The sequence below is a fragment of the Rhizobium sp. SL86 genome (genome assembly GCF_026672545.1).
Classification (GTDB): Bacteria; Pseudomonadota; Alphaproteobacteria; order Rhizobiales; family Rhizobiaceae; genus Neorhizobium.
The window spans coordinates 2,312,014-2,335,781 of the sequence record NZ_JAPPRJ010000001.1; the positions used below are offsets into that span (position 1 = coordinate 2,312,014).

24 protein-coding genes are annotated in these 23,768 nt (G+C 62.1%); 14 read left to right on the top strand and 10 right to left on the bottom strand.

Translation table 11 applies throughout. From position 1 onward, the window contains the following. The first annotated feature begins 39 nt into the window (after positions 1-39). From odc2 to OU993_RS11395, 5 genes are all read left to right on the top strand, one after another. Entirely contained in the window at positions 40-1,176 is a 1,137-nt protein-coding gene (odc2, locus tag OU993_RS11375) for an ornithine/lysine decarboxylase (protein WP_268157114.1), read from the top strand. A gap of 89 nt (positions 1,177-1,265) precedes the next feature. Continuing rightward, positions 1,266-1,856: a GNAT family N-acetyltransferase gene (locus tag OU993_RS11380; RefSeq protein WP_268157115.1), complete on the top strand. Its 591-nt coding sequence runs from the start codon at positions 1,266-1,268 to the stop codon at positions 1,854-1,856. Positions 1,857-2,092: 236 nt separating this feature from the next. Beyond that, positions 2,093-2,782 (top strand): OmpW/AlkL family protein, encoded by a 690-nt coding sequence (locus OU993_RS11385; RefSeq protein ID WP_442792948.1) that lies wholly within the window; start codon positions 2,093-2,095, stop codon positions 2,780-2,782. A gap of 208 nt (positions 2,783-2,990) precedes the next feature. After that, on the top strand, positions 2,991-4,043 hold the full coding sequence (locus OU993_RS11390; RefSeq protein ID WP_442792949.1) for a serine hydrolase domain-containing protein: 1,053 nt from the start codon (positions 2,991-2,993) through the stop codon (positions 4,041-4,043). 41 nt (positions 4,044-4,084) lie between these two features. After that, entirely contained in the window at positions 4,085-4,777 is a 693-nt protein-coding gene (locus tag OU993_RS11395) for an SDR family oxidoreductase (protein ID WP_268157119.1), read from the top strand. Between the two features lie 282 nt (positions 4,778-5,059). Here the strand turns inward: OU993_RS11395 and OU993_RS11400 are convergent, their stop codons facing one another. From OU993_RS11400 to OU993_RS11420, 5 genes are all read right to left on the bottom strand, one after another. After that, positions 5,060-6,046 carry a WD40 repeat domain-containing protein gene (locus OU993_RS11400; protein ID WP_268157120.1) on the bottom strand — a complete coding sequence of 329 codons (987 nt, stop codon included), beginning with the start codon at positions 6,044-6,046 and terminating at the stop codon, positions 5,060-5,062. Beyond that, the gene (locus tag OU993_RS11405) at positions 6,046-7,167 is read right to left on the bottom strand and encodes a CobW family GTP-binding protein (RefSeq protein WP_268157122.1); all 1,122 of its coding nucleotides are present in this window, start codon (positions 7,165-7,167) and stop codon (positions 6,046-6,048) included. Before OU993_RS11405 ends, OU993_RS11400 begins: the two co-directional genes overlap by 1 nt. Before the next feature lie 105 nt (positions 7,168-7,272). Then, the gene (locus tag OU993_RS11410; RefSeq protein ID WP_268157123.1) at positions 7,273-7,671 is read right to left on the bottom strand and encodes a type II toxin-antitoxin system VapC family toxin; all 399 of its coding nucleotides are present in this window, start codon (positions 7,669-7,671) and stop codon (positions 7,273-7,275) included. Beyond that, entirely contained in the window at positions 7,668-7,931 is a 264-nt protein-coding gene (locus OU993_RS11415; RefSeq protein ID WP_268157125.1) for a type II toxin-antitoxin system Phd/YefM family antitoxin, read from the bottom strand. The genes OU993_RS11410 and OU993_RS11415 overlap by 4 nt, the downstream gene beginning before the upstream one ends. Before the next feature lie 122 nt (positions 7,932-8,053). Then, complete coding sequence (locus OU993_RS11420) at positions 8,054-8,851, bottom strand: creatininase family protein (protein ID WP_268157127.1); 798 nt, start codon at positions 8,849-8,851, stop codon at positions 8,054-8,056. Positions 8,852-8,938: 87 nt separating this feature from the next. Here OU993_RS11420 and OU993_RS11425 point away from each other — a divergent pair, with 87 nt between their 5' ends. The 3 genes from OU993_RS11425 to OU993_RS11435 all read left to right on the top strand — a co-directional run bounded on the left by OU993_RS11425 (position 8,939) and on the right by OU993_RS11435 (position 11,539). After that, a complete protein-coding gene (locus OU993_RS11425) occupies positions 8,939-9,439 on the top strand; it encodes a MarR family winged helix-turn-helix transcriptional regulator (protein WP_268157128.1) in 501 nt (166 codons plus the stop codon). A gap of 95 nt (positions 9,440-9,534) precedes the next feature. Next, positions 9,535-10,557, top strand: coding sequence for a LacI family DNA-binding transcriptional regulator (locus OU993_RS11430; RefSeq protein ID WP_268157129.1), 1,023 nt, complete (start codon positions 9,535-9,537; stop codon positions 10,555-10,557). Positions 10,558-10,576: 19 nt separating this feature from the next. After that, entirely contained in the window at positions 10,577-11,539 is a 963-nt protein-coding gene (locus OU993_RS11435) for a 2-hydroxyacid dehydrogenase (RefSeq protein ID WP_268157131.1), read from the top strand. Between the two features lie 20 nt (positions 11,540-11,559). Here OU993_RS11435 and OU993_RS11440 read toward each other — a convergent pair whose 3' ends face one another. Continuing rightward, positions 11,560-12,312 carry a gamma-glutamyl-gamma-aminobutyrate hydrolase family protein gene (locus tag OU993_RS11440; RefSeq protein WP_268157133.1) on the bottom strand — a complete coding sequence of 251 codons (753 nt, stop codon included), beginning with the start codon at positions 12,310-12,312 and terminating at the stop codon, positions 11,560-11,562. 286 nt (positions 12,313-12,598) lie between these two features. Between OU993_RS11440 and OU993_RS11445 the strand changes: the two genes are divergently transcribed. Further along, positions 12,599-13,705 (top strand): TRAP transporter substrate-binding protein, encoded by a 1,107-nt coding sequence (locus OU993_RS11445; protein WP_268157135.1) that lies wholly within the window; start codon positions 12,599-12,601, stop codon positions 13,703-13,705. A 148-nt stretch (positions 13,706-13,853) separates the two neighbouring features. Here the strand turns inward: OU993_RS11445 and OU993_RS11450 are convergent, their stop codons facing one another. Further along, entirely contained in the window at positions 13,854-15,731 is a 1,878-nt protein-coding gene (locus OU993_RS11450) for a TRAP transporter large permease (protein ID WP_268157680.1), read from the bottom strand. 13 nt (positions 15,732-15,744) lie between these two features. After that, positions 15,745-16,302, bottom strand: coding sequence for a TRAP transporter small permease subunit (locus OU993_RS11455; RefSeq protein ID WP_268157137.1), 558 nt, complete (start codon positions 16,300-16,302; stop codon positions 15,745-15,747). Between the two features lie 344 nt (positions 16,303-16,646). Between OU993_RS11455 and OU993_RS11460 the strand changes: the two genes are divergently transcribed. After that, positions 16,647-16,871, top strand: a complete 225-nt coding sequence (locus tag OU993_RS11460) for an aa3-type cytochrome c oxidase subunit IV (RefSeq protein WP_268157139.1) — start codon at positions 16,647-16,649, stop codon at positions 16,869-16,871. A gap of 107 nt (positions 16,872-16,978) precedes the next feature. On the opposite strand, the gene OU993_RS11465 is transcribed toward OU993_RS11460, so the two are convergent. Both OU993_RS11465 and rpsU read right to left on the bottom strand, forming a co-directional pair. Next, entirely contained in the window at positions 16,979-17,878 is a 900-nt protein-coding gene (locus OU993_RS11465; RefSeq protein WP_442792908.1) for a tetratricopeptide repeat protein, read from the bottom strand. Positions 17,879-17,993: 115 nt separating this feature from the next. After that, complete coding sequence (rpsU, locus tag OU993_RS11470) at positions 17,994-18,221, bottom strand: 30S ribosomal protein S21 (protein ID WP_268157142.1); 228 nt, start codon at positions 18,219-18,221, stop codon at positions 17,994-17,996. A gap of 434 nt (positions 18,222-18,655) precedes the next feature. On the opposite strand from rpsU, the gene OU993_RS11475 reads away from it, so the two are divergent. The 4 genes from OU993_RS11475 to OU993_RS11490 are packed head-to-tail and all read left to right on the top strand — an operon-like array spanning position 18,656 to position 23,744. Next, complete coding sequence (locus OU993_RS11475; RefSeq protein ID WP_268157145.1) at positions 18,656-19,909, top strand: sarcosine oxidase subunit beta family protein; 1,254 nt, start codon at positions 18,656-18,658, stop codon at positions 19,907-19,909. 13 nt (positions 19,910-19,922) lie between these two features. Continuing rightward, positions 19,923-20,249 (top strand): sarcosine oxidase subunit delta, encoded by a 327-nt coding sequence (locus OU993_RS11480; protein ID WP_268157147.1) that lies wholly within the window; start codon positions 19,923-19,925, stop codon positions 20,247-20,249. Then, positions 20,246-23,203 carry a sarcosine oxidase subunit alpha gene (locus OU993_RS11485; protein ID WP_268157149.1) on the top strand — a complete coding sequence of 986 codons (2,958 nt, stop codon included), beginning with the start codon at positions 20,246-20,248 and terminating at the stop codon, positions 23,201-23,203. Before OU993_RS11480 ends, OU993_RS11485 begins: the two co-directional genes overlap by 4 nt. Next, positions 23,196-23,744 carry a sarcosine oxidase subunit gamma gene (locus OU993_RS11490; RefSeq protein ID WP_268157151.1) on the top strand — a complete coding sequence of 183 codons (549 nt, stop codon included), beginning with the start codon at positions 23,196-23,198 and terminating at the stop codon, positions 23,742-23,744. The genes OU993_RS11485 and OU993_RS11490 overlap by 8 nt, the downstream gene beginning before the upstream one ends. Positions 23,745-23,768 lie beyond the last annotated feature (24 nt).

Consider the following 23,768-nt stretch of genomic DNA (forward strand, 5'->3'; position numbering starts at 1 on the left):
CCTTCGGCTCGCCGGAGAAGCTTAATAGGGATTGGACCAATGACGACGACCGCTCGCATCCTCGACTTTCTCCGCACCGAACGCCCGGAAGGCCCTTGCCTCGTCGTGGACCTCGACGTCGTGCGCGACAACTTCCGCGCCTTCCGCCACGCGCTGCCGGACAGCTCGATCTATTATGCCGTCAAGGCAAACCCGGAGCCGGCTATTCTGAAGCTGCTCGCCTCGCTTGGCTCGAGCTTCGATTGCGCATCTGTGGCTGAAATCCAGATGGCGCTTGCCGCCGGTGCCACCGCTGACCGCATCTCCTTCGGCAACACGATCAAGAAGGAGCGCGATGTTGCGCGTGCCTTCGAACTCGGCGTTCGCCTGTTTGCCGTCGACAGCCACGAGGAAGTCGAAAAGGTTGCCCGTGCAGCCCCCGGCGCCCGTGTGTTCTGCCGCGTTCTGACCGATGGCGAAGGCGCCGAATGGCCGCTGTCGCGCAAGTTCGGCTGCGTGCCGCAGATGGCCGTCGACGTTCTGGTCTATGCGCATCAGCTGGGCCTGGAATCCTACGGCGTTTCGTTCCACGTCGGTTCGCAGATGACCAAGGTCGATGCCTGGGATTCGGCTCTTGCCGATGCCAAGCGCGTCTTCGCACAGCTCGCCAAGCAGGGCATCTTCCTGCAGATGGTGAATATGGGCGGCGGCTTCCCGACCAAGTACCTGCGCGACATTCCGTCGGCCGAAGAATATGGCCAGGCCATCTTCGCGGCACTGCGCAAGCATTTCGGCAACAACCTGCCGAAGACGATCATCGAGCCGGGTCGCGGCATGGTCGGCAATGCGGGCGTCATCAAGGCGGAAGTCGTTCTGGTGTCGAAGAAGTCTGACAATGACGAACATCGCTGGGTCTTCCTCGACATCGGCAAGTTCGGCGGTCTGGCCGAAACCATGGACGAAGCCATCCGTTACCCGATCCGCACGACGCGCGACGGCGATGCGATGCAGCCTTGCGTGATCGCCGGCCCGACCTGCGATTCGGCCGACGTGCTGTACGAGAAGAACATGTATCCGCTGCCGATCACGCTGACGGTGGGCGACGAGGTTCTGATCGAAGGCACCGGCGCCTACACGACGACCTATTCGGCCGTCGCCTTCAACGGCTTCGACCCGCTGAAGGCCTACGTCATCTGACGATCCGTCGGCTCCGGTTCTAAGACCGGAGCCGCACTTCACCCTTTTTTCTCGTGCCGCTTGAACGGTTTTGAGCTTCGGAGGCCAAGATGGCCGCTGTTCTTGACGCTGTGCGCGCTTTGTTTGCGCCAAACACATTTACAATCGCCCATGAAACGCCGGCCGATGTCGTCGCGCGCGAGGCGCTGCTCGACCGCGCCATGGGCCGCGACCGCCGCAAGAAGTCGTCGGAAAAGATCCGCCGCGGCCGTGTGCCGGCGGAAGGGCTGGCGCTTGTCGCCCGCGATCCGGCCGGCCATGTGATCGGCACGGTCCGCCTGTGGAACGTCGAAGCCGGCGTTTCTGCCTCCGGCGCGCCGGTGGATGCGCTGCTGCTCGGTCCGCTTGCGGTCGATTCGGCCCATGAGGGCAAGGGAATCGGCTCCGCGTTGATGCGGGCAGCGATTGCGGAAGCGCATCAGCGCGGCCACGGCGCGATCCTGCTCGTTGGCGATGCGGCCTATTACGAACGCTTCGGCTTTTTTGCGGACAAGGCACAGCATCTGGTGATGCCGGGTCCATTCGCGCGCGACCGCTTCCTTGGCCTTGAACTGAAGGCTGGCTGGCTTGCCGGTGCTGCCGGCATGCTGGTGGCGAGTGGCCGCAAGCTCTCGCGCCCGCCGCTTCGCCGCGCTGCCTGAAGACCCATCGACCTCTCCAGTCGTCGCCCTCCCTTCCGCATCCACGCGGAGGGAGGGTTTTTGTTAAGCGCCTGCTCAAGTGTTGCTTTTCTGCACTTTGCGGGAGCAATTTGCGCTCTGGCCTGGCCTGGCCTGACCAACGTCAAGCGGGTTTGATCGAGATCAACTGTCTGCGCCGCTTCAATGGTACTCCTCGGGACATCAATTGCTGACGATGTTTCAAGGAGAGTGACATGATCAAGAACGGGCCAGCTTTCGCCGCCATGCTGGGTGCGGCTACGGTCCTTCTTTCGGGGGCGGTTCAGGCAGCCGATCTGACGCCGGTTGCGCCGGCTCCGGCCGCCGAAGAGGCCGTTGCCGCGGCCAAGAGCCCGTGGCAGATCCGCGTGCGTGCGCTGGGCGTGATCCCGAATGACGAGGGTTCGGTCAACGGTGTCGCGGGCTCCGACCTGCATTATTCGAACTCCGTCACCCCGGAACTCGATATCTCCTATTATTTCACCGACAACATCGCTGCCGAACTCATCCTCGGCACGACCAGCGCCAAGATTTCGGGTGCCGGTTCTCTGGCTGGTATCGATGTCGGCAAGACCTGGATCCTGCCGCCGACGCTGACGCTGCAGTATCACTTCACCGATTTCGGCGCCTTCAAGCCCTATGTCGGTGCCGGCATCAACTACACCTTCTTCTACAACGAATCGGAGAAGGCGGGTTTCAGCAACCTCAAGGTGGATCACCATGTGGGTGCGGCCCTGCAGGTCGGTTTCGACTACATGATCGACGAACACTGGGGCGTCAACTTCGACGTCAAGAAGCTCTTCCTGGAAACCGACTGGAGCGCCAATCATTCGACGCTCGGCCCGCTGTCCGGCAAGGCCAAACTTGACCCCTGGCTGGTCGGCGCCGGTGTGACCTACCGCTTCTAAGCGGCTGCGGTTACCTCTTCGAGGAATCGTCCGGATGGGGGCATCCGGCACCGTGGCAGGTTTCTTCGGATGAGGAGAAGAGACGGGGATCAGCGCCTCGACCGCGCTGGTCCCCGTTTCCTATTTGCCGGAGCAAATCGTCACAAGGCCGTGACCTGAGGCCGGCAGGTGTGGCGTCCCGCACGGATGGTTCTATCTTGCAGGCATGCTGACACGACGGACCTTTGCACTTTCCCTGCCGATCACCCTTGCCGCTCTCTCTTCGCGTGCGCAAGACACGTCCGATGCCGATCCTGAGGCGCCGACCGGCGATGCCGCCGGATCGCAACCATCCGGATCTGCGACTTCCCTTTCGGAAATTCTCGAGCGCGGCGGCCGACTTCCGCCGCTGAAGGCCGTCATCGTCTCGCGTGACGGCGAACAACTGGCCGAACGCGGTTACCACGGCTATCAGCCGACGGATTCTACAAACATCAAATCGGCATCAAAGTCGATCGTTTCGGCCATGGTCGGTATTGCGATCGACAAGAAACTGCTCGAAGGCGTGGATCAGCCCATCGCACCGCTCTTGAAGGCGGATCTGCCGGAAAATCCCGACCCGCGGCTCGCCCGCATCACCATTGGCCAGCTGCTGTCCATGCAGTCCGGACTGGGGCCGAGTTACGGGCGCATGATTGCCAGCCGCAACTGGGTGCGCTTCACACTCGCAGACGAATTTGTCGAAGATCCCGGCGGCGCCATGGTGTATTCCACTGCCTCCACCCATCTTCTGTCCGCCATCCTCACGAAGGTCGGCGGAAAACCGACCCTGCAATTGGCAGAAGACTGGTTCGAGCCGGTCGACGGTTTCCGCATCGGTTCGTGGTCGCGGGATCGGCAGGGCGTGCATATCGGCGGCAACCAGATGGCCATGACCACCCGTTCTCTGCATGCCTTTGGCGAGCTTTACCGGCGCGGTGGTCGGACTGCGGATGGTGTCCAGGTGGTGCCGGAAGCCTGGGTGAAGACCTCGTGGGACCAGCGCACCACCTCCCGTTATTCGGGCGATGGCTACGGCTATTGCTGGTTCCTGAAAGAGATCGGCGGCGAGGATGTCCGTTTTGCCTGGGGCTATGGCGGGCAGATGCTCTACATCGTACCGCGCCTGGCACTCACCGTCACCATGACGTCGGAATCCGATTCGCCTTCGGCCGCCAACGGCTACCGCGACCGGCTGCATGCGCTGCTGGCGGATATCATCGCTGTCGTGCGCAGTGCCTGAGACGGGTGGACAGGCGCACAATTGATCCTATCTCTTCGTGCATGAGACACGCGATCATCACAGGCGGTGCCGGCCTTATCGGCACGGGGATCTGCCGGGCCTTGTTGGAGGCCGGCTGGAGTGTGGCGTCCTTCGACATGAAGGATACGGCGGAGGATCTGCAGGCGGCCGGTGTGCGGCACATCTTCTGCGATGTCGGCGACGAAGCCTCGGTTGCCGGGGCTTTTGCCGAGCTCGGTTGGGACAGCCTCGATCTGCTCGTCAACAATGCCGGCGTCGCCGGGCCGGTCAGTGGTCCCATCCAGGATCTGTCGCTTGAGGACTGGCGGCGCGTGACCGACAGCCATCTGACCGCCGCATTCCTGATGACGCGGTCGGCGGTTCCGCTGATGGGCGAGGGAGCGAGCATCGTCAACATGGCCTCCACCCGCGCCTTCATGTCGGAGCCGCAGACGGAGGCCTATGCGGCGGCGAAGGGCGGGCTTGTGGCGCTTACCCATGCGCTGGCCGTGAGCTTGGGGCCGAAGATCCGCGTCAATGCCATTGCGCCGGGCTGGATATCCGGTGACGAAGAGCTTCGGCCAGAGGACCACGCACAGCACCCCGTCGGCCGGGTCGGCCGACCGCAGGATGTGGCCGAGGCGGTGGTGTATCTCACCAGTGCCGGTTTCATGACCGGAGAGGTTCTGGTGCTGGATGGCGGCATGACCAAGAAGATGATCTACGCGGCATAGCGGGCGTCTTGAGCGGTGGGGGCGAAAACCCCCTCTGGCTGCCGCCATCTCCCCCACAAGGGGGGAGACCGCAGAACGGTAGGACCTTCACCCAGTCAGCAGTGCTTGGCCTGAAAAAATTGGATGGTATTCCGTCTTCACCGATCGGCTGGCCACTGTGGAGACGGGGCAGGGAGCAGGCTCCATCCGTCTCCCCCTGTGGGGGAGATGGCGGCAGCCAGAGGGGGATGCTCCGCCCGAACAGGCCCCGAATGGGACTTCTACCCAACAGCCGAGTTGCCGTTACGCCGAAATATCGATCACGCCGCAATCGCCGGCTTCGGAACCGAAGGCGACGAGTTTGCCGTTGCCGCTCCAGCTCATGGCGGTGATGGCGCCCTTGCCGGGACGGCGCAGCAGTGCCTCCTTGCCGTCGCCCACCCGGACGCCCAGAATCATGCCGTCGATGAAGCCGATGGCGAGCACTTCTTCCACCGGGTGGAAGGCGACGCAGGTGGCGAGAATATTCGCCCGCGTGCCAAGTTCCAGCGGCGCCTTGCCCATCGGGCCGTCCTTGGCCGAGAAGGGCCAGACGATGGCCGCCGGCGCACCGGAGGTGGCGAGCCACTTGCCCTTGGGCGACCAGGAATAGGATTTCACCTTGGCCGGATACCCGGTCATGCGCATGTGGCGGGCGTCACCCGCCTTGCCGTCGAGCTTCCAGCCGTGCAAGGCGTTTTCCTGCATGGTGGTGACCAGGAAACGGCCATCCGGCGAGAAGGTAACGCCGGTATGGGCGCCCTTCCACTCCAGATCGGCTGCGGGCGAGCTGGTGTTCACCCAATGCAGCGACACGCCGTTATACCGGGCGGCGGCGATCCGAAGCCCCTTCGGTGCAAAGGCGAGTGCCTCGACCGTGCGCTCTTCGGCGAATTCCTTCACCGTTCCATCGGCAAGCGCCACGAAACTTGTCTTGCCATGGGCATAAGCAACCGCACCCTGCGGACCGCCGGCCACGACATTGATCCACTTGCGCGGCGCTTCGGCGATCTGCGTCGTGCTGCCATCGGCGGCAATCCGCATCACCTTGCCATCTTCGCCACCGGTCAGCAGCGAGGTGCTGAAGGGGTCCTTGATGCAGGTCAGCAGGCCGTTATGCGCTTCTGTCACCTTTTCGCCGCCATCCAGCCGGCGGATCTCGCCGGCGGCGGTGGCGAAGAAGGGCACGTCGCCAAGGAATTCCACGGCGACGACATGACCTTCGAGATCCAGAGGAGCAACCGTCGGCATCAGGTCTGGTCTGCCTGGCAGGCGAGGAAGCTCTTTTCGATCTTCTCGCGGTCGAGATCGCGGCCGATGAAGACGAGGCGGCTTTCACGCTTCTCGCCGTCCTTCCACGGGCGCTGGTGATCGCCCTCGATGATCATGTGGACGCCTTGGACGACATACCGTTCCTCGTCGCCCTTGAAGGCGATGATGCCCTTGAGGCGCAGGATGTTCGGACCGTCCGTCTGCGTGACCTTCTGGATCCAGGGGAAAAAGCGGTCAGGGTTCATCTCTCCGCCACGCAGCGAGATCGACTTCACCGTCACGTCATGGATCGCCGAGGGCGCCGCATGGTGATGATGATCATGCCCGTGGTCGTGCCCATGATCATGGTCATGATGATGGTGATCGTGACCATGGTGGTGATGATCATGATCGTGGTGGTGATGGTCGCAATCCGGGCCGCAGACATGGTCCTCGTGGCCATGTTCGAGGAAATGCGGATCGTTTTCCAGCGCGCGCTCGAGGTTAAAGGCGCCCTGGTCCAGCACCCGGGCCAGATCGACGCCGGAACGGGTGGTCTTGTAGATGCGCGCTGCCGGATTGATGGCGCGTACGATCTCCTCGATCGTGGCAAGCTCCTCCGGCGTGACGAGATCGGTCTTGTTGACGACGACGACATCGGCAAAGGCGATCTGGTCTTCGGCCTCGCGGCTGTCCTTCAGGCGCAGCGGCAGGTGCTTGGCATCAACGAGCGCCACGACGGCATCGAGCTCGGTCTTGGCGCGGACATCCTCGTCCATAAAGAAGGTCTGGGCCACCGGCACCGGGTCGGCAAGGCCGGTGGTTTCCACGATGATGCCGTCGAAACGGCCCGGACGGCGCATCAGGCCTTCCACCACGCGGATCAGATCGCCGCGGACGGTGCAGCAGATGCAGCCATTGTTCATTTCGTAGATTTCTTCGTCCGACTCGACGATCAGATCGTTGTCGATGCCGATCTCGCCGAACTCGTTGACGATGACGGCATACTTCTTGCCGTGGCTTTCGGTGAGGATGCGGTTCAGAAGCGTCGTTTTGCCGGCGCCGAGATAACCGGTGAGAACGGTCACGGGAACGGGCTTCTGCGGGGCTGTATCGGCCATGGGAACCTCCGGGAATGGGTGCGCTCGGCGAATGGAGCGACAGCGGTTGGCGATCATATAAGGCCAAGGCCGCGGCAGTTCAAAGGGCTTTTGTATGTTATAAGATCACGCCTGACCTGCAGGGATGGCGGCGGCAATATCGGTGCGCGCAAAATCCTGGCCGACATAAAGAAGCGGGCAGCCGAATTCCTTGGCGGTGGCATAAGCGAAACAATCGCCGAAGTTGAGGCCGGCGGGGTGAATACCCTTGCCCCAAAAGGCATAAACGTCAGAGATGAACCGCGTTCGCACTTCCGTTACCGGCACGATCTCGGAGATCGAGGCGGCAACGATCTTGTCCAAGTCCTCAATTCTCCCGCCGGTAAGCGCCACGATGCGGGCTTCAACCAAAGTGCCCGCGGACATGATGGCAGCCGGTGCCGAGGTCAAAATTGCGGCACACTGGTCTCCGAGCGGCTCCTGCTTGATGATCGCGATCAGAGCAGACGTGTCGACAGCGATCATTTCGGCAGGCCAAACTCGTCGTAGAGAAAGTCCTGGCTTCGCGCGGCATCGGTATCAAAGGGAGAGGACCATGTCGGTGCTTTGCTGCGGATCTCGTCAAACACCTTTTTTCTCTCTTCTGGAGGTAAAGGTCTGCCAGCAATAGGCACCAATTGGAATGCTGATCGCCCATTGTCAGTCAGCACAATTTGCTCACCTTCGTCCGCACGCCTGGTCAGTTCCGCCAAGCGATCCGCTGCTTCTGCTACCGATATGCGCATGACAGGTTCCTCAGGTGGTTCTGTGCACAGTATCCGTGAAATGTGGGCCAACTGCAACCAAATCCCCCTCACTGTGCATTTCGGAAAAAGTGTGATCCTGGCCGGTTGCTCCTGAACGCAGGCTATCTGTCCAACAATGTTGCAACATCAAACCGATGCACGTCATCCAAGAGTTCCAGGATGCCGCGGACGGCGTGGGCGATCAGCTGCTCGCCCCGCTCGGCAGTGGCGGCGGCGGCGTTTCCGGCGACACCGATCGGGTTGAGATCCGCCATCTTCCACCCAAAGGCGTGCGGGCCGTAGGCGCGCAGATGTCGGAAGGTTCGGCTGAACTCCGATTGCCGGGAGGAGAAGGTTGCCGCCTTCGCCATGTCCACCTTGTCCGGGTAAAGCGCCAGCATGACGGAGGTCTCGATATCGCCGCCATGGATGTCGATCGCCTTCTCCTCCGGCGCAATCCAGCCCTCCGGCTGGCCGAAACGGGTCCAGCTGGTGGCAACGGCCAGCATGTTAAAGCGCACGCGGGCTTCGGTTGCGACGATCGTCATCAGTGGAGAATTGCCGCCATGGGCGTTCAGCATCACGAATTTGCGGATACCTTGTTGCGACAGTGCCTCCGCAATCCCAAGCCAACGAAATACGGCCTCGTCAAAGGAGAGGCTTCGCGTGCCCGGGACATCCATGTGTTCGATGGAGTAACCGACCCTTTCGACAGGCAGAAAGGTTGCAGGCAGGCTGGCCGGTTTTGCGGCGATCAGGCGCTCCACCAGACCTTCGGCGATCAGGCTGTCGGTCTCGAAAGGCAGGTGCGGACCATGCTGTTCATGGGCGCCGAGCGGCAGGACGGCGATCCATTCGGCCCGCTTTGACGGATCAAGATTGGGGTCGTTGTCGTTAAACCTGGGGCGTGGGCACTGCATCTGGCGATAATGTCCTGTTTTCGCTATGGATAGCCTCGCAAAAGCGTATACCGATAATGACAAGGTCGCAAAACCGGGCGGGTGGGGATGAGCAAGAAGAAGGGCGACAAGAAGGACAAGGCGGGCAAGAAGAAGGATCCGGTGTCGCTATCGGAACTCTCGCCGGTGCTGACGCAGGCCGCCCGTTCACTGCGCACCACGCTGTCGCGCAACCTGGCAGAGGCCGGGCTTTATGCGGGCCAGGACGGGGTCATCCTGCAGCTCGATACGGAGCCCGGGCTGACGCCCGGCCAGTTGGCGCAACGCCTCGGCGTCAAGGCACCCACCATGACCCGCACGATCGGCCGCATGGAGGCGCAGGGTTTCCTGGAACGCCGCTCCGATGGGGCGGATGCACGTCTGACCAAGATCTATCTCTCGGAGACCGGACGCCAGAGCGTCGAACGCATCCATCAGGCCATCACCGATTGCAGCGCCCAGGCCATCCAGGGTTTTTCCGATAAGGAATTGCGCAATCTGGTCAAACTGCTCAAAACGCTCGACCGCAATCTGCACGGGATCGAGGCGGACGACGAGGACGACGATTAAAACAAGACCGCTTTGTGTCTAAAGATTGCCTGTTCGGATTAAATTGTTTAGATCAGTTTAATCGGGGTTTGTAACTGCGCCTTCGGGGAGGGGACGTGGCACAAAAGGTCAAGCTTTCTACCATTGCCGAAAGTCTCGGACTTTCCACGGCAACCATTTCTCTCGCGCTGCGCGACAGCCCGCTCGTGGCGATCGACACACGGGAGAAGATCAAGGAACAGGCTCGCGCGCTGGGCTATATCTACAATCGCCGCGCCGCCAGTCTCAGAACCTCCCGGTCGGGCATCATTGGTGTCGTGGTGCACGACATCATGAACCCCTTCTACGGTGAGATCCTGAAGGCGATCGAGAGCGAACTCGATCGCAGCCGCCAGACCTTCATCCTGTCCAACCATTATGATTCGGTCGAAAAACAGCGGACCTTCATCGAGACGCTGCTGCAGCTCGGCGGCGACGGCGTCATCATGTCGCCCGCCATCGGCACACCCATCGAAGACGTGAAGCTGGCAGAGGCCAATGGCATGCCGGCGATCCTGGTCGCCCGTTCGATGGACGGCGTCGACCTGCCGACCTATCGCGGCGATGACAGTTACGGCATCTCGCTTGCCACCAATCACCTGATCGGCCTCGGACACCGGACGATTGCGATGATCGGCGGCACGGACCAGACGTCCACTGGCCGCGACCGTTACCAGGGTTATGTCAATGCGCTGCGCAAGGCCGGTATCGAGGTGGATCCGAACCTGCGCATTCCCGGCCCGCGCACCAAGCAGGGCGGGTTCGAGGCGGCGGTGCATTTTCTGTCTCTGCCGCAGAAGCCGACGGCTGCCGTCTGCTGGAATGACCTTGTCGCAATCGGCCTGATGAACGGGGTGGCTCGCGCCGGCCTGGTGGTGGGGCGTGACATCTCCGTTACCGGCTACGACGATCTGGAAGAGGCCTCGATTGCCACGCCGTCTCTGACGACGGTGTGGAACGGGCAAACGGAAGTCGGGCGTCTTGCCGCGCGTGCACTTCTGGATAGATTGGCAGGTAGCCACGAACCCGATGGCATCCACCTCATCAAGCCGGAAATGCGCATCCGCCAGTCTACCGGCCCTTATCGCCCCCGCGGCTGAGCAAGACAGGAAACCGATCATGACCGAAAGCCAGACCACCGTGCTCGTTCCGGGCCGTATCCACCCCCGTGCCCTGGAGCGCCTGAAGTCCGCCTTTACGGTCATCCAGACGGAAGCCGGTGCGGAAATGGCGCTGTCGCAGGACGACAAGGCGAAGATTGCCGGTGTGGCGACCACCAACCGCATGCCGGCCGCCTGGATCGCGGAACTGCCGAACCTGAAGGTGATTTCCAATTTCGGTGTCGGTTATGACGGTGTCGATGCTGTCTTCGCCGCCAGTCGTGGCATCATCGTCACCCATACGCCGGATGTGCTGAACGACGAGGTGGCGGATACGACGATCGGCCTCTTGATCAACACAGTGCGGCGCCTGCCGGTCGCGGAAACCTATTTGCGCGAAGGGCGCTGGGAGAAGGAAGGTCCGTTTGCGCTCTCGCCGCTCTCGCTCAAGAACCGGCATGTCGGTCTGCTCGGCCTCGGGCGTATCGGCATCGAGATTGCCAAGCGACTCGAACCCTTCAAGGTGAAGATCAGCTATCACACCCGCAACCCGCGCGAGGGCGTGCCTTACACCTACGTGCCGACGCTGATCGAGTTGGCCAAGTCCGTTGATACGCTGATCTCGATCATTCCGGCGACGGCCGAGACGCACAAGATCATCAATGCCGATATTTTGTCGGCGCTCGGCCCGAACGGTGTCTTCATCAATGTGGGACGTGGCACGAGTGTCGACGAGGATGCGCTGATGGCGGCCCTCAAGAGCGGCACGATCGCCGCGGCCGGTCTCGATGTCTTCTACGACGAACCGCGCATTCCGGCTGGCTTCTTTGACCTGCCGAACCTGTCCATGTTGCCGCATGTTGCGTCCGCCTCGGTGCCGACGCGCAACGACATGGCCGATCTTGTGGTCGACAATCTCATCGGCTGGTTCCGCGACGGCAAGGTGCTGACGCCCGTTCCGGAAACGCCGGTCAAGGGCTGACCACCGTAAACGAAAAGGTCTCAGCGGTTGGCGGCGTAGTCGCGAACCGCCTGGCCGAAGGCTTCGAACAGGGCGCGGGACGGGCTGTCCGTTTCCGCCCAGTATTCCGGATGCCATTGCACGCCGACGGCAAATCCCTTGGCATCGATCACCGAGACGGCCTCGATCGTGCCGTCTGCGGCGGTCGCCTCCACCTGCAGCCGCGGTGCCGTTTGTGCAATCGCCTGGCGGTGCAGCGAATTCACCTGGATCTCGCCGGCAAGGCCGAGATGCTGCGCAATGCAGGAGCCTTCGCGCACATGCACCGGCTGACGGATGGCAAACATGTCGTCGCGGCTTTCCACCGGCGGCTTGCGGTGGTCCCAAACGCCCGGCTGCTCCTGGATTTCGCTCGCCAGCGTGCCGCCGAGTGCTACGTTCAGTTCCTGGATGCCGCGGCAGATGGCCAGCAGCGGAATGCCGCGCTCCAGTGCTTTGCGGATCAGTGGTAACGTGGTGGCATCTCGGGCCGGATCGAAGGGGCCGTCCGCTTCCGTTGCGGTCTTGCCGTAAAGCGAGGGATGCACATTGCTTGCGGAACCGGACACCAGAACGCCATCGACCCGGTCCAGCACGGCTTCGAGATCATGGCCACTCTCCAATGCGGGCACGATCAGTGGAATGACCTTCGATACCTTGACGGCGGCATTGATATACTGGGTCTGCGCCGCGTGCCATTCGGTCTTGTCGAGAAGGCGGATATCGGCAGGGATTGCAACGATGGGCGTCGTCATCATCATCTCCAGAAGGGACGCGGCGTTCTTGATCCTGCTTGCCGCCCAAGTCAAGGGGCGCAGCCAGGCGCTACTTCCCGGCAAGCGCTTCTCAAGCAAAGCGCCACCCATCCCCTAGTCTGTACAGGCATATTAGACGAAAGTATTGCAACCTCCGGCCCCCGTCAGAGGCAGGAATATTATCCGTGCCGCTTGCATGCCGGTGGCTAGCATGGTTACTTCGCTGCAAGGCCGGGGATAGGGGAAAAAAGGACTTCCCGCGGCTTTTAACAACGGGAGGTTATTTATGGATCGTCGTTCATTCTTCAAGAAGGCGGCCGTGACGGGTGCCGGTGCTGCCGCCGCCACCACGCTCGCCGCTCCGGCCATCGCGCAGTCGATGCCGAAGATCACCTGGCGCCTGACATCGTCGTTCCCGAAGTCGCTCGACACGATTTATGGCGGCGCCGAAGACATCGCCAAACGCGTAGCCGCCGCAACCGACGGCAACTTCACCATCCAGACCTTTGCCGCCGGTGAAATCGTGCCCGGCCTGCAGGCGGCCGATGCCGTATCCGCCGGCACCGTCGAAATGTGCCACACCTGCTCCTACTACTATGTGGGCAAGGACCCGACCTTTGCGATCGGCACGGCCATTCCCTTCGGTCTCAATGCCCGCCTGACCAATGGCTGGTTCTACCAGGGCAACGGCAACAAGCTGCTCAATGAGTTTTACGCGACGCACGGCCTCGTCGGTTACATTGCTGGCAACACCGGCGCCCAGATGGGTGGTTGGTTCCGCAAGGAAATCAACACCGTTGATGACTTCAAGGGCGTCAAGATGCGCATTGCGGGCCTTGCCGGCCGCGTCGTCGAAAAGCTTGGTGTCGTGCCGCAGCAGATCGCCGGTGGCGATATCTATCCCTCGCTGGAAAAGGGCACGATCGATGCCGCCGAATGGGTCGGCCCCTATGACGACCAGAAGCTCGGCTTCTACAAGGTTGCCAAGTATTACTACTACCCGGCCTTCTGGGAAGGCGGCCCGGTCATTCATGCCTTCATGAACAAGGCGAAGTTTGAAGCCCTGCCGAAGTCCTATCAGGCCGTGCTGGAGGATGCCTGCGCCTTTGCCAATACCAACATGATGGCGAAGTACGACACGAAGAACCCGATCGCGATCAAGGAACTGGTCGGCCAGGGCACGATCCTGCGTCCGTTCAGCCAGGAGATCCTGGATGCCTGCTTCAAGGCTGCCATGGAACTCTATGGTGAGATCACCGCCAAGAACGAGTGGTTCAAGAAGATCTACGAGGACCAGGTGGCCTACAAGCGTGAAGGTTATCTCTGGACCCAGCTTTCGGAATACACCTACGACACCTTCATGATGATCCAGCAGCGTAACGGCAAGCTCTAAGCGTCCGTCGCCCTTTATCATCGGTACCATTCAAGACCCCGGCGTTGGCCTCAACGCCGGGGTCTTTTTGTGGCCTCTTCTGCTCAAAGGAAAACCCCGCCCGACAAGGTCGGACGGGGTTGCGAGATTGCCTGGTTGTCCAGCCGCGTCAGAACTTCGGCGGCTGGCTGAGATCGGGCTGGCTGGGCGCCGGGGCCGCGGGTGCCGCAGGCGCCGTCGATCCGGCAGGTGCCGGGCCACCGAAATTGAGCGGTGGCAGGCCGAGCTGCGGAGCTGCTGGTGCCGTGGATCCCGACGGAGCCGGCCCACCCAGGTTGAGCGGTGGCAGGCCCATCGACGGGGCAGAGTTGCCGCCGGAGCTGCCGGGATTGAGCGGTGGAAGACCCAGCGGATTGTTGCTGTTGCTGCCACCCGCCGGCAACTGGATCTGCACGTCGTCCGGTTTTACCGTCGGCTGCTCGTCCTTGTAATGCATCACGAGACCCGGGAAGGCGATCACCACGATGATCATGATGAACTGGATGACGATGTAGGGGAAGACACCGCGATAGATCTCGGTCGTCTTCACTGGTGGCATCGTCTTGCCGGTCACCTTGTCGACCCAGTTGCTCGTCGGTGCGATGGACCGCAGGAAGAACAGCGAGAAACCGAAGGGCGGCGTCAGGAAGGAGGTCTGCAGGTTGATGCCGAGGATGATGCCGAACCAGACGAGATCGATGCCGAGCTTGTCTGCCACCGGCGCCAGCAGCGGCACCATGATGAAGGCGATCTCGAAGAAATCGAGGAAGCAGCCGAGGATGAAGACGATGATCGTGACGACGATCAGGAAGCCGTATTCGCCGCCCGGCAGGGCCAGCATCAGGTCCTCGATCCACACATTGCCGTTGATGCCGTAGAAGGTGAGACCGAAGACGCGGGCACCGATCAGGATCATCATGACGAAGGCGGAGAGGCGCGTGGTGGAATCGAGCGCCGTCTTGATCGAGGTCAGCGTCAGGCGACCCTTGGCGAGCGCCAGGATGAGGGCGCCGGTCGCGCCCATGGCGCCGCCTTCGGTCGGCGTCGCGATGCCGAGGAAGATGGTACCGAGCACGAGGAAGATCAGTGCCAGCGGCGGGATCAGCACGATGATCACCTGTTCGGCAAGCCGCGAGATGATCTTCTTTTCCATGCGGCTATTGGCAATCGCCACGCCGTAGCAAGCGGCCACGCTGAAGGCGAGTGCCGCGACGAGGCGCCATTCCTCGCTGGCAATGCCCGTAAACAGGATCTCGATGCCGAGGAAATAGAGGCCGATCGAGATGGCGATCATGACGATCAGCGAGGTAACGCCGTTGCCGAGTGTACGGGCTTCCTGCGGCAGGGCAGGGGCCCATTCCGGCTTCACCAGGGTGACAGCGAAGATATAAAGGCAGTAGGCAGCGATGATCAGCAGCGCGGGATAGAGCGCGCCGACATACATGTCGCCGACGGAACGGCCGAGCTGGTCGGCCATGACGATGAGCACCAGCGAGGGCGGAACGATCTGCGCCAGCGTGCCGGAGGCCGCAATCGTGCCGGAGACCAGCGGGCGATTGTAGCCATAACGCATCATGATCGGCAGAGAGATCAGGCCCATCGCCATGACGGAGGCCGCAACCACGCCGGTGGTGGCGCCGAGCAGTGCGCCGACGAGGATGACCGCATAGGCAAGGCCGCCACGGATCGGGCCGAACAGCTGGCCGATCGTGTCGAGCAGGTCCTCGGCCATGCGCGACCGCTCCAGGATGATCCCCATGAAGGTGAAGAAGGGGATCGACAGCAGCGTGTCGTTATACATGATCCCGTAGATGCGCTCGGGATGCGACTGCAGGAGCGGCCAGAAGAGGCGGATGTCCGGCGAGATATGCGACAGTTCGACGCCGAAGACGAAGAAGATGAGGCCGCCGGCTGCCAGCGTGAAGGCTACCGGATAACCGAGCAGCAGCATGGCCATGACGCTGCTGAACATCACCAGGGGCAGGTTGTGCGCAACGATATGGATGATATCCGCCATCATGTCACACCTCCGAGGCCGCTTTGGCTTCCGCCGAGACCTCGTCACGAGGATCGGCGATACGGCCGATGATGACCGCGTAGCGCTTGATGATTTCGGAGATGGCCTGCGCCAGAAGCAGCGCAAAGCCGATCAGGACGACGAGCTTCGCCGGCCAGATGATGAGACCGCCGGCATTGGAAGAGATTTCGCCCGACTGGTAGGACAACCAGAACCAGGGCAGGGCCAGATAGGTCATCAGGGCGGCGAAGGGCAGAAGGAAGAGGATATGCAGTGTCAGGTCGACGATGTCGCGGGTACGTTTGGACCAGGACGATGACAGGATGTCGATGCGCACATGTTCGTTCTTCAACAGCGCATAGGCCGCTGCCAGCATGAAGACGGTGCCGTACAGGTACCATTGAACTTCCAGCCAGGCATTCGACGAAATGTCGAAGGCTTTACGCATCACGGCATTTCCGGCGCTGATCAGGACGGCGGCCAACAGCAGCCATGAGACCCAACGGCCGATGAAACCGGTCACCGCGTCGATCGCGCGGCTCACCGCAAGCAGGATGTTCATTGATTATCCCCCAAGCATTTTTATAGTTGTATCTTCTCTATGTCTAAAACAGCTGACGTGGCAACGCTCCAAAAGTCGCGAACCGCCGATCGTTCAGAGTTTTCTTTCGCCGAACCGTCTATGCGCGCAACCAAAGAAAAGCAATCACCGGCGTGATCAGTGTCCACTGGCGCCCACCGCCAAATGGATTTTGCCGTTTCCGGCTTGCGGTTCGTCAAGCAGCGAAACGGCTTGTCGCATTGCGCAAGGCCCGGTTTTTGTGTAGCTCTAATGGACAGAGGCAGGCAGGATTTTGCGCAGTCACCCACGGGACGGGAGGCTGCGCTTTACGGGAGATCATCAGAATGGACAATCATCAGACAGGACCGGTCGAAACGGGTGCGCCGATGGACTATCGCGAGCACGAGAAGACCTACGACATGTTCCTGGCGGGAACCAAGTGGGGCACGATGATGGTCGTGGTGCTGCTGCTTGCCATGGTCGGCGGTTTTTATGCCGGCGGCGGTCTCCTGGGCGGGCTTCTGCTGTTCGTCATCCTCAATGCCGCAGGCTTTTATCTGCTGCGTTAAGTCGGGCTGCGGGCTCGGCCCCGTCACAGCCAATACCGGATCAAACGGAAGAAGGCGGGCCTGCAGTGCGGACCCGCCTTCTTCTGTCGTTATGTTGTTGATGCCGCTTACGTGGCGGAATTGCCGCGGGTGCGGGCAGCTCCGTCCTGGCCGGGTTTGTAGTTCGGATCCAGACGCACCGCGTGGCTGTAGGATTTGTAGGCGCGGGCCATGTCGCCCTTGCGCTCGTAGACCAGAGCCTGGTTCGCCCAGGATTCCGCCAGCTTGTCGTTCAGTTCGATCGCGTGGTTGAAATCAGCAAAGGCGTTGTCGTCGTCGTTCAGGGCGACATAGGAGACGCCGCGGCCGTTATACGGTTCCGGCGAGGAGGGCGACAGCGAGATCGCCTTGGAGAAATCCTCGATCGCCTGGGCGTGCTGGCCACGCAGCTGATAGATCAGGCCGCGATTGTGCCAGGCGCGTCCATCGGTGGTTTCCAGCTGGATCGCCCGGTTGAAATCGTTGAACGCCTCGTTGGTGCGGCCGGCCTGGCGATAGATATTGCCGCGGCCGATGAGGGCAACGTCATAATTCGGGTTGATCTGCAGCGCGGTGTTGTAATCGTTCACCGCTTCCGACGGCTTGCCCATGTTGCGGTAGACGAGCGCACGGTTGGCATAGGCCTGGAAGAAGCGCGGGTTCAGCTGGATGGCGCGGTTGAAATCGTCGAGAGCGCGGCGGAAGTCGCCCGCGCGACCATAAGCGGAACCACGAACGTTGTAACCTTCCGGATCCTGCGGATTGGACGCGATGACGGCCGACAGCGACGCGATGTTCTGCTCCGAGCCCTGGGCGCGATCGAGCCTGATCAGGTCCGTGCTCGCCGGTCCCGTCTGGCAGCCGGCAAGGGCAAGGCTGGTCAGGAACAGCACGGCGCCCGAAAGCTTCATGCCGATGCGTCGGCCAGTCATCGGATGCTCGGCAGGCGAAAGGTCATGGGGCATGCTTGCGGCGGTCTTGGCGGCCATAAGGCGCAGATCCTCGTACTGTGACGAACGGGTGAAGGGCAGGGCAAATCAAAAAAGCGGCGGCGAACATTCGCCCCCGCTTAAAAGCACGCAAAAACGTCCAAAAGACGGCCAATTAACGGGCGGTGCGACCGCCAGGGATGAGGCCTTCGCGCTGTGCACGCTTGCGGGCAAGCTTGCGGACGCGGCGAACGGCTTCGGCCTTTTCGCGAGCGCGCTTCTGCGAGGGCTTCTCGTAGTAGTCGCGCATCTTCATTTCCCGGAAAATGCCTTCGCGCTGCATCTTCTTCTTCAGAGCGCGGAGAGCCTGATCGACGTTATTGTCGCGGACAAGTACCTGCACGTGAATCCCGTTCCTTTGGTTTTCGAGTTGACCGTTCCGGCTCTGTCCAGGCCGGTACGAAACAATAGCTGAAAGCCGGGCGTCTCGTCCGGCAATTGGGGAAGGCACATAACAGAAGGTTTTTGCGAAGTCCAGCGGGCTCCGGAGCCCGACATTGAAAAATGCGGCAAAAGTGTCAGTTCCCTTGTTTCGCAGGGGCTGCAGCCTGTTTGCGACGTGCCGGATGATCCGTTTTTTGGACGTCCCGGGTGTCTCGTGGCGTGGTGGGATAACAGAGGATGAAGACTCGCTCACGTAGCCTTTTGTCATCACGAAATCGCGCGTGTCGATAGAAGGGAGCCAATGCGTCGCAAAGCAGCCATTGCGACGCCCGCCGATTTGCGATTTGTATGGCTCCGCCCACAGGTTTGGGTTCCAGGGAGCATTAGGCACATATGCGCAAGTATTCGGTCTTTGCGCTGGCCCGCGAGGCCATGCGCAGCCACAAGGGTTGGGAGCCGCATTGGGTCTCGCCCGAACCGCGTCCGTCCTACGATGTCATCATCATCGGCGGCGGCGGCCATGGGCTCGGCGCTGCCTATTACCTTGCCAAGGAACACGGCATCACCAATGTGGCGGTGATCGAGAAGGGCTGGCTCGGCGGCGGCAATACCGGCCGCAATACCACCATCATTCGGTCCAACTATCTCTATGAAGAGAGCATGGACATTTACGAGCATTCCCTGAAACTGTGGGAAGGCTTGAGCCAGGATCTCAACTATAACGTCATGTATTCGCCGCGCGGCGTGATGATGCTGTCGCACAACACGCACGACATGCAGAGCTTCAAGCGGCACATCAATGCAAACCGGCTTTATGGCATCGATAATGAATGGCTGACGCCGGAACAGGCCAAGAAGTTCTGTCCGCCGCTCGATATCTCCAAGACGGCACGCTATCCCATCAATGGCGCGGCGCTGCAGAAACGCGGCGGAACCGCCCGTCACGATGCGGTGGCCTGGGGTTATGCCCGCGGCGCCTCCGATCGCGGCGTGCATATCATCCAGAATTGCGAGGTCACCGGTATCCGCCGCGGGCCGAACGGTGAGGTGACGGGCGTCGAAACGAGCCGCGGTTTCATCGGCGCGAAGAAGATCGGCGTGTCCGCCGCCGGCCATTCCTCCGTCGTCATGCAGATGGCGGGCGTGCGCGTACCGCTGACCAGCAATCCGTTGCAGGCGCTGGTCTCGGAACCGCTCAAACCGATCTTCCCCTGCGTCGTCATGTCGAACACGGTGCATGCCTATATTTCGCAGTCCGACAAGGGCGAACTCGTCATCGGCGCCGGCACCGACCAGTATCACTCCTATTCGCAGACCGGCGGCCTGCAGATCATCACCCATACGCTGGATGCCATCTGCGAACTTTTCCCGATCTTCCGCCGCGTGAAGATGATGCGCCAGTGGGGCGGCATTACCGACAACACACCGGACCGTTCGGCGATCCAGAGCGTGACGCCGGTCAAGAACCTGTTCGTCAATTGCGGCTGGGGCACCGGCGGCTTCAAGGCGACACCGGGGTCTGCACATCTCTTCGCCTGGCTGATCGCCAAGGGAGAGCCGCACCGCCTGGCGGAAGGCCTTACACTCGACCGCTTCCGCACCGGCCGCCTGATCGACGAGGCGGCTGCTGCCGCCGTCGCGCATTGATAAGGGGACGACCATGCTTCTGATCCACTGCCCCTATTGCGGCGACGACCGATCCGAACTCGAATTCCGCTGGGCGGGCGAGGCGCATATCGCCCGGCCGGAGGTGATCTCGGAGATTTCCGACGAGGATTTCGCCGAATATTTCTTCCTGCGCGACAACACCAAGGGCATCGCCTGGGAGCGTTGGCGGCACATCCATGGCTGCGGGCGTTTCTTCAACGCGATCCGCGACACGGTGAGCGACAAGTTTCTCCTGACCTACGAGGCCGGCCTGCCGCGCCAGCCGGTGCCGGGAACCGAGCCGGTCAGTGCCGGCGGCGCTGAAGGAGGTGCCGCATGAGCAATTACCGCATCAAGGGCGCCGGTCGCCTGACACCGGCCCGCACCGCGCGTTTCACCTTCGACGGCAAGATCTACACGGCGCTGGAAGGCGATACGGTCGCCTCCGCGCTGCTTGCCAATGGCGTGCACCTGATGGGCCGCTCGTTCAAATATCACCGTCCGCGCGGCGTTCTTTCCGCCGGGCCGGAAGAGCCGAATGCGCTGCTCGACGTGGCGCGCGATGCCGCCCGCCGCCAGCCGAATGTGCGCGCCAGTGTGCAGGAAGTGTTCGACGGCGCGATCATCCGTTCGCAGAACCGCTGGCCGACCCTCGGTTTCGATATCGGCTCGCTCAACAACCTGCTGTCGCCCTTCTTCGCGGCCGGTTTCTACTACAAGACCTTCATGTGGCCGCGCGAGGCCTGGGCAAAGCTCTACGAGCCGATCATCCGCCGTGCCGCCGGCCTCGGTGTTGCGCCGACGGAAACCGATCCGGATCATTATGCCAACCGGTTTGCCCATTGCGACGTGCTGGTGGCGGGTGCCGGTGCGGCCGGCCTGACGGCGGCGCTGTCTGCCGCAAAGACCGGTGCGGAGGTCATCCTCGTCGATGAGCGGGCCGACGTTGGCGGCGCGCTCCTGTTCGACACCTCGACCATGATCGACGGCAAGCCGGGTTATGACTGGGCGCAAGGCGTGCTGGCCGAACTGACGGCCATGGCGAATGTGCGGGTGCTGACGCGCACGACCGTGTTCGGTTATTACAACCACAATTTCCTTGGTCTCGTGGAGCGGGTGACGGATCACCTGCCGAACCCGAACCGATCGCTGCCGCGCGAGCGGCTGTGGCAGGTGCGCGCAAAAAAGGTGATGCTCGCCACCGGCGCCATCGAACGCCACATGGTGTTTGCCAACAATGATCGCCCCGGTATCATGCTGGCCTCGGCGGCCCGGCTCTACCTCAACCATTACGGCGTCGCCGTTGGTTCGAGGATCGGTGTCTACACCGCCCATGATTCCGCTTATGAGGCGGCCATCGACCTGAAAAAGGCGGGTGTGGAGATTGCCGCGATTGTCGATTGCCGCGCCAAGCCCGGCGAGGCGCTGGTCTCGGCGGCGCGCAATCTCGGCATCGAGGTGCTGACCGGTTATTCCGTCATCGACACGGCCGGCCGGCTGCGCATCTCGTCGATGACGGTGGCGCGCAACGGCTCGACCAATCACCGCAAGATCCCGGTGGATGCGCTTCTGATGTCCGGCGGCTGGACGCCGTCGGTGCATCTCTTCTCGCAGTCGCGCGGCAAGCTGAAGTTTGACGCGGAGAACCAGCGGTTCCTGCCGAACATCTATGCGGAAAACTGTGTTTCCGTTGGCGCCTGCAACGGCACCGACGAACTCGGCGCGCTTCTCGCCGAAGCGGCAGAGGCCGGTGGTGGATCGCTGTCCGTCTCGGGTGAAGCGGCCTTCGGCTGGACCGGCGGCATGATCGGGGCTGCCGAAGGGGCGGGCAAGGAAACGACCGTCAAGGCCTTCGTCGATTTTCAGCACGATGTGACGGCGAAGGACATTCGCCTTGCCGTGCGCGAAGGTATGCATTCGATCGAGCACATCAAGCGCTTCACGACGAATGGCATGGCGTCCGACCAGGGCAAGCTCTCCAACATGCATGGCCTGGCGATTGCTGCGGAAATGCTCGGCAAGGAGATTCCACAGGTCGGCCTCACCACCTTCCGTGCGCCCTATACGCCGGTGACCTATGGCACGCTGATTGCCCATTCGCGTGGCGATCTGTTCGATCCGGCGCGCAAGACGCCGCTGCATGCGGAGCTCGTGAAAGCCGGCGCCGAGTTCGAGGATGTCGGCAACTGGAAACGCGCCTGGTATTTCCCGCGCCGCGGCGAGGATATGCATGCCGCCGTCAACCGCGAGTGCAGGACTGCGCGCGAGGTGGCCGGGATCTTCGATGCCTCGACGCTCGGCAAGATCGAGGTGGTCGGCCCGGATGCGGCGAAATTCCTGAACCTCCTCTACACCAATGCCTGGGATACGCTGAAGCCCGGCAAATGCCGTTATGGCATCATGACCCGCGAAGACGGTTTCGTCTATGACGATGGCGTTGTCGGTCGGCTGGCGGAAGACCGTTTCCACGTAACGACGACGACGGGCGGTGCGCCGCGCGTGCTGCATCACATGGAGGATTATCTCCAGACCGAATTCCCGGATCTCAAGGTCTGGCTCACCTCCACCACCGAACAATGGGCAGTGATTGCTGTGCAGGGGCCGAAGGCACGCGAGATCATCGCGCCGCTGGTGGAGGGGCTCGATCTCTCCAACGAAGCCTTCCCGCATATGAGCGTGGCCGAATGCACCGTGATGGGTGTACCGGCCCGGCTGTTCCGCGTGTCGTTCACCGGCGAAGTGGGCTTCGAGGTCAACGTCCCGGCCGATTACGGCGCTGCCGTCTGGAAAGCCATCTGGGAGCGTGGCCAGGCCTTGGGCGCCTGCCTCTACGGTACGGAAACCATGCATGTACTGCGCGCTGAAAAGGGTTATATCATCGTCGGCCAGGATACCGATGGCACGGTAACACCGGACGATGCCGGTTATGGCTGGGCCGTTTCCAAGAAGAAGACGGATTTCGTCGGCATCCGTGGCCTGAAGCGCCCGGACCTGATGCGCGAGGGCCGCAAGCAACTGGTCGGCCTGCTGACGGCCGATCCGACCGAGGTGCTGGAGGAGGGCGGCCAGATCGTTGCCAACCCGAACCAGGCAAAACCGATGACCATGCTTGGCCATGTCACCTCCGCCTACTGGTCGGAGAATCTGGGCCGGTCGATTGCGATTGCGCTCGTCGCCGGCGGCCGGGCTCGGATGGGCGAAACGGTCTATATTCCGATGAAAGACAAGACGATCGCCGCCACCGTGACCGACATGGTGTTCTTCGACAAGGAAGGAGGCCGTATCCATGGCTGAGCTTGCCACCCGCACCCTGCCGCTTGCCGGCGCCCATGGCGGTTCCGCCAGCGTGCGCCTGCAGCCGGCCGCTCCGGCCAACCGCATCTCGCTGCGCGCCCGGCCAGACGATGTCGCGGCCCTCTCCTCGGCGCTGAAGCTTGCCCTGCCGACGGCTCCGAAGACCTCCGCCATGAACGGCACCCGTACCGCACTCTGGCTCGGCCCGGATGAATGGCTGGTGATCGATGAAGGCGAGGGCGGGCTGGTCGAAGCGGCGGCTTCATCCGGTGCGCTGCATTCCGCGACGGATGTCTCCCATCGCAACACCGCGATCCTGGTCTCCGGCCCCGGTGCCGTGGCGACGCTGAACGGCGGCTGCCCGCTCGACCTGTCGCTGAAGGCGTTTCCCGTGGGGGCCTGCGCGCGCACCCTGTTCGGCAAGATCGAGGTTGTTCTTCTGCGCACTGCCGAAGACAGCTTTCGCCTGGAATGCTGGCGTTCGTTTTCCGACTACGCCTTCGGCCTCTTGGCAGAGGCGGCGGAGGATGCCTGTTCTTAAGCATTGAACAGGCGGCGGTTCAGC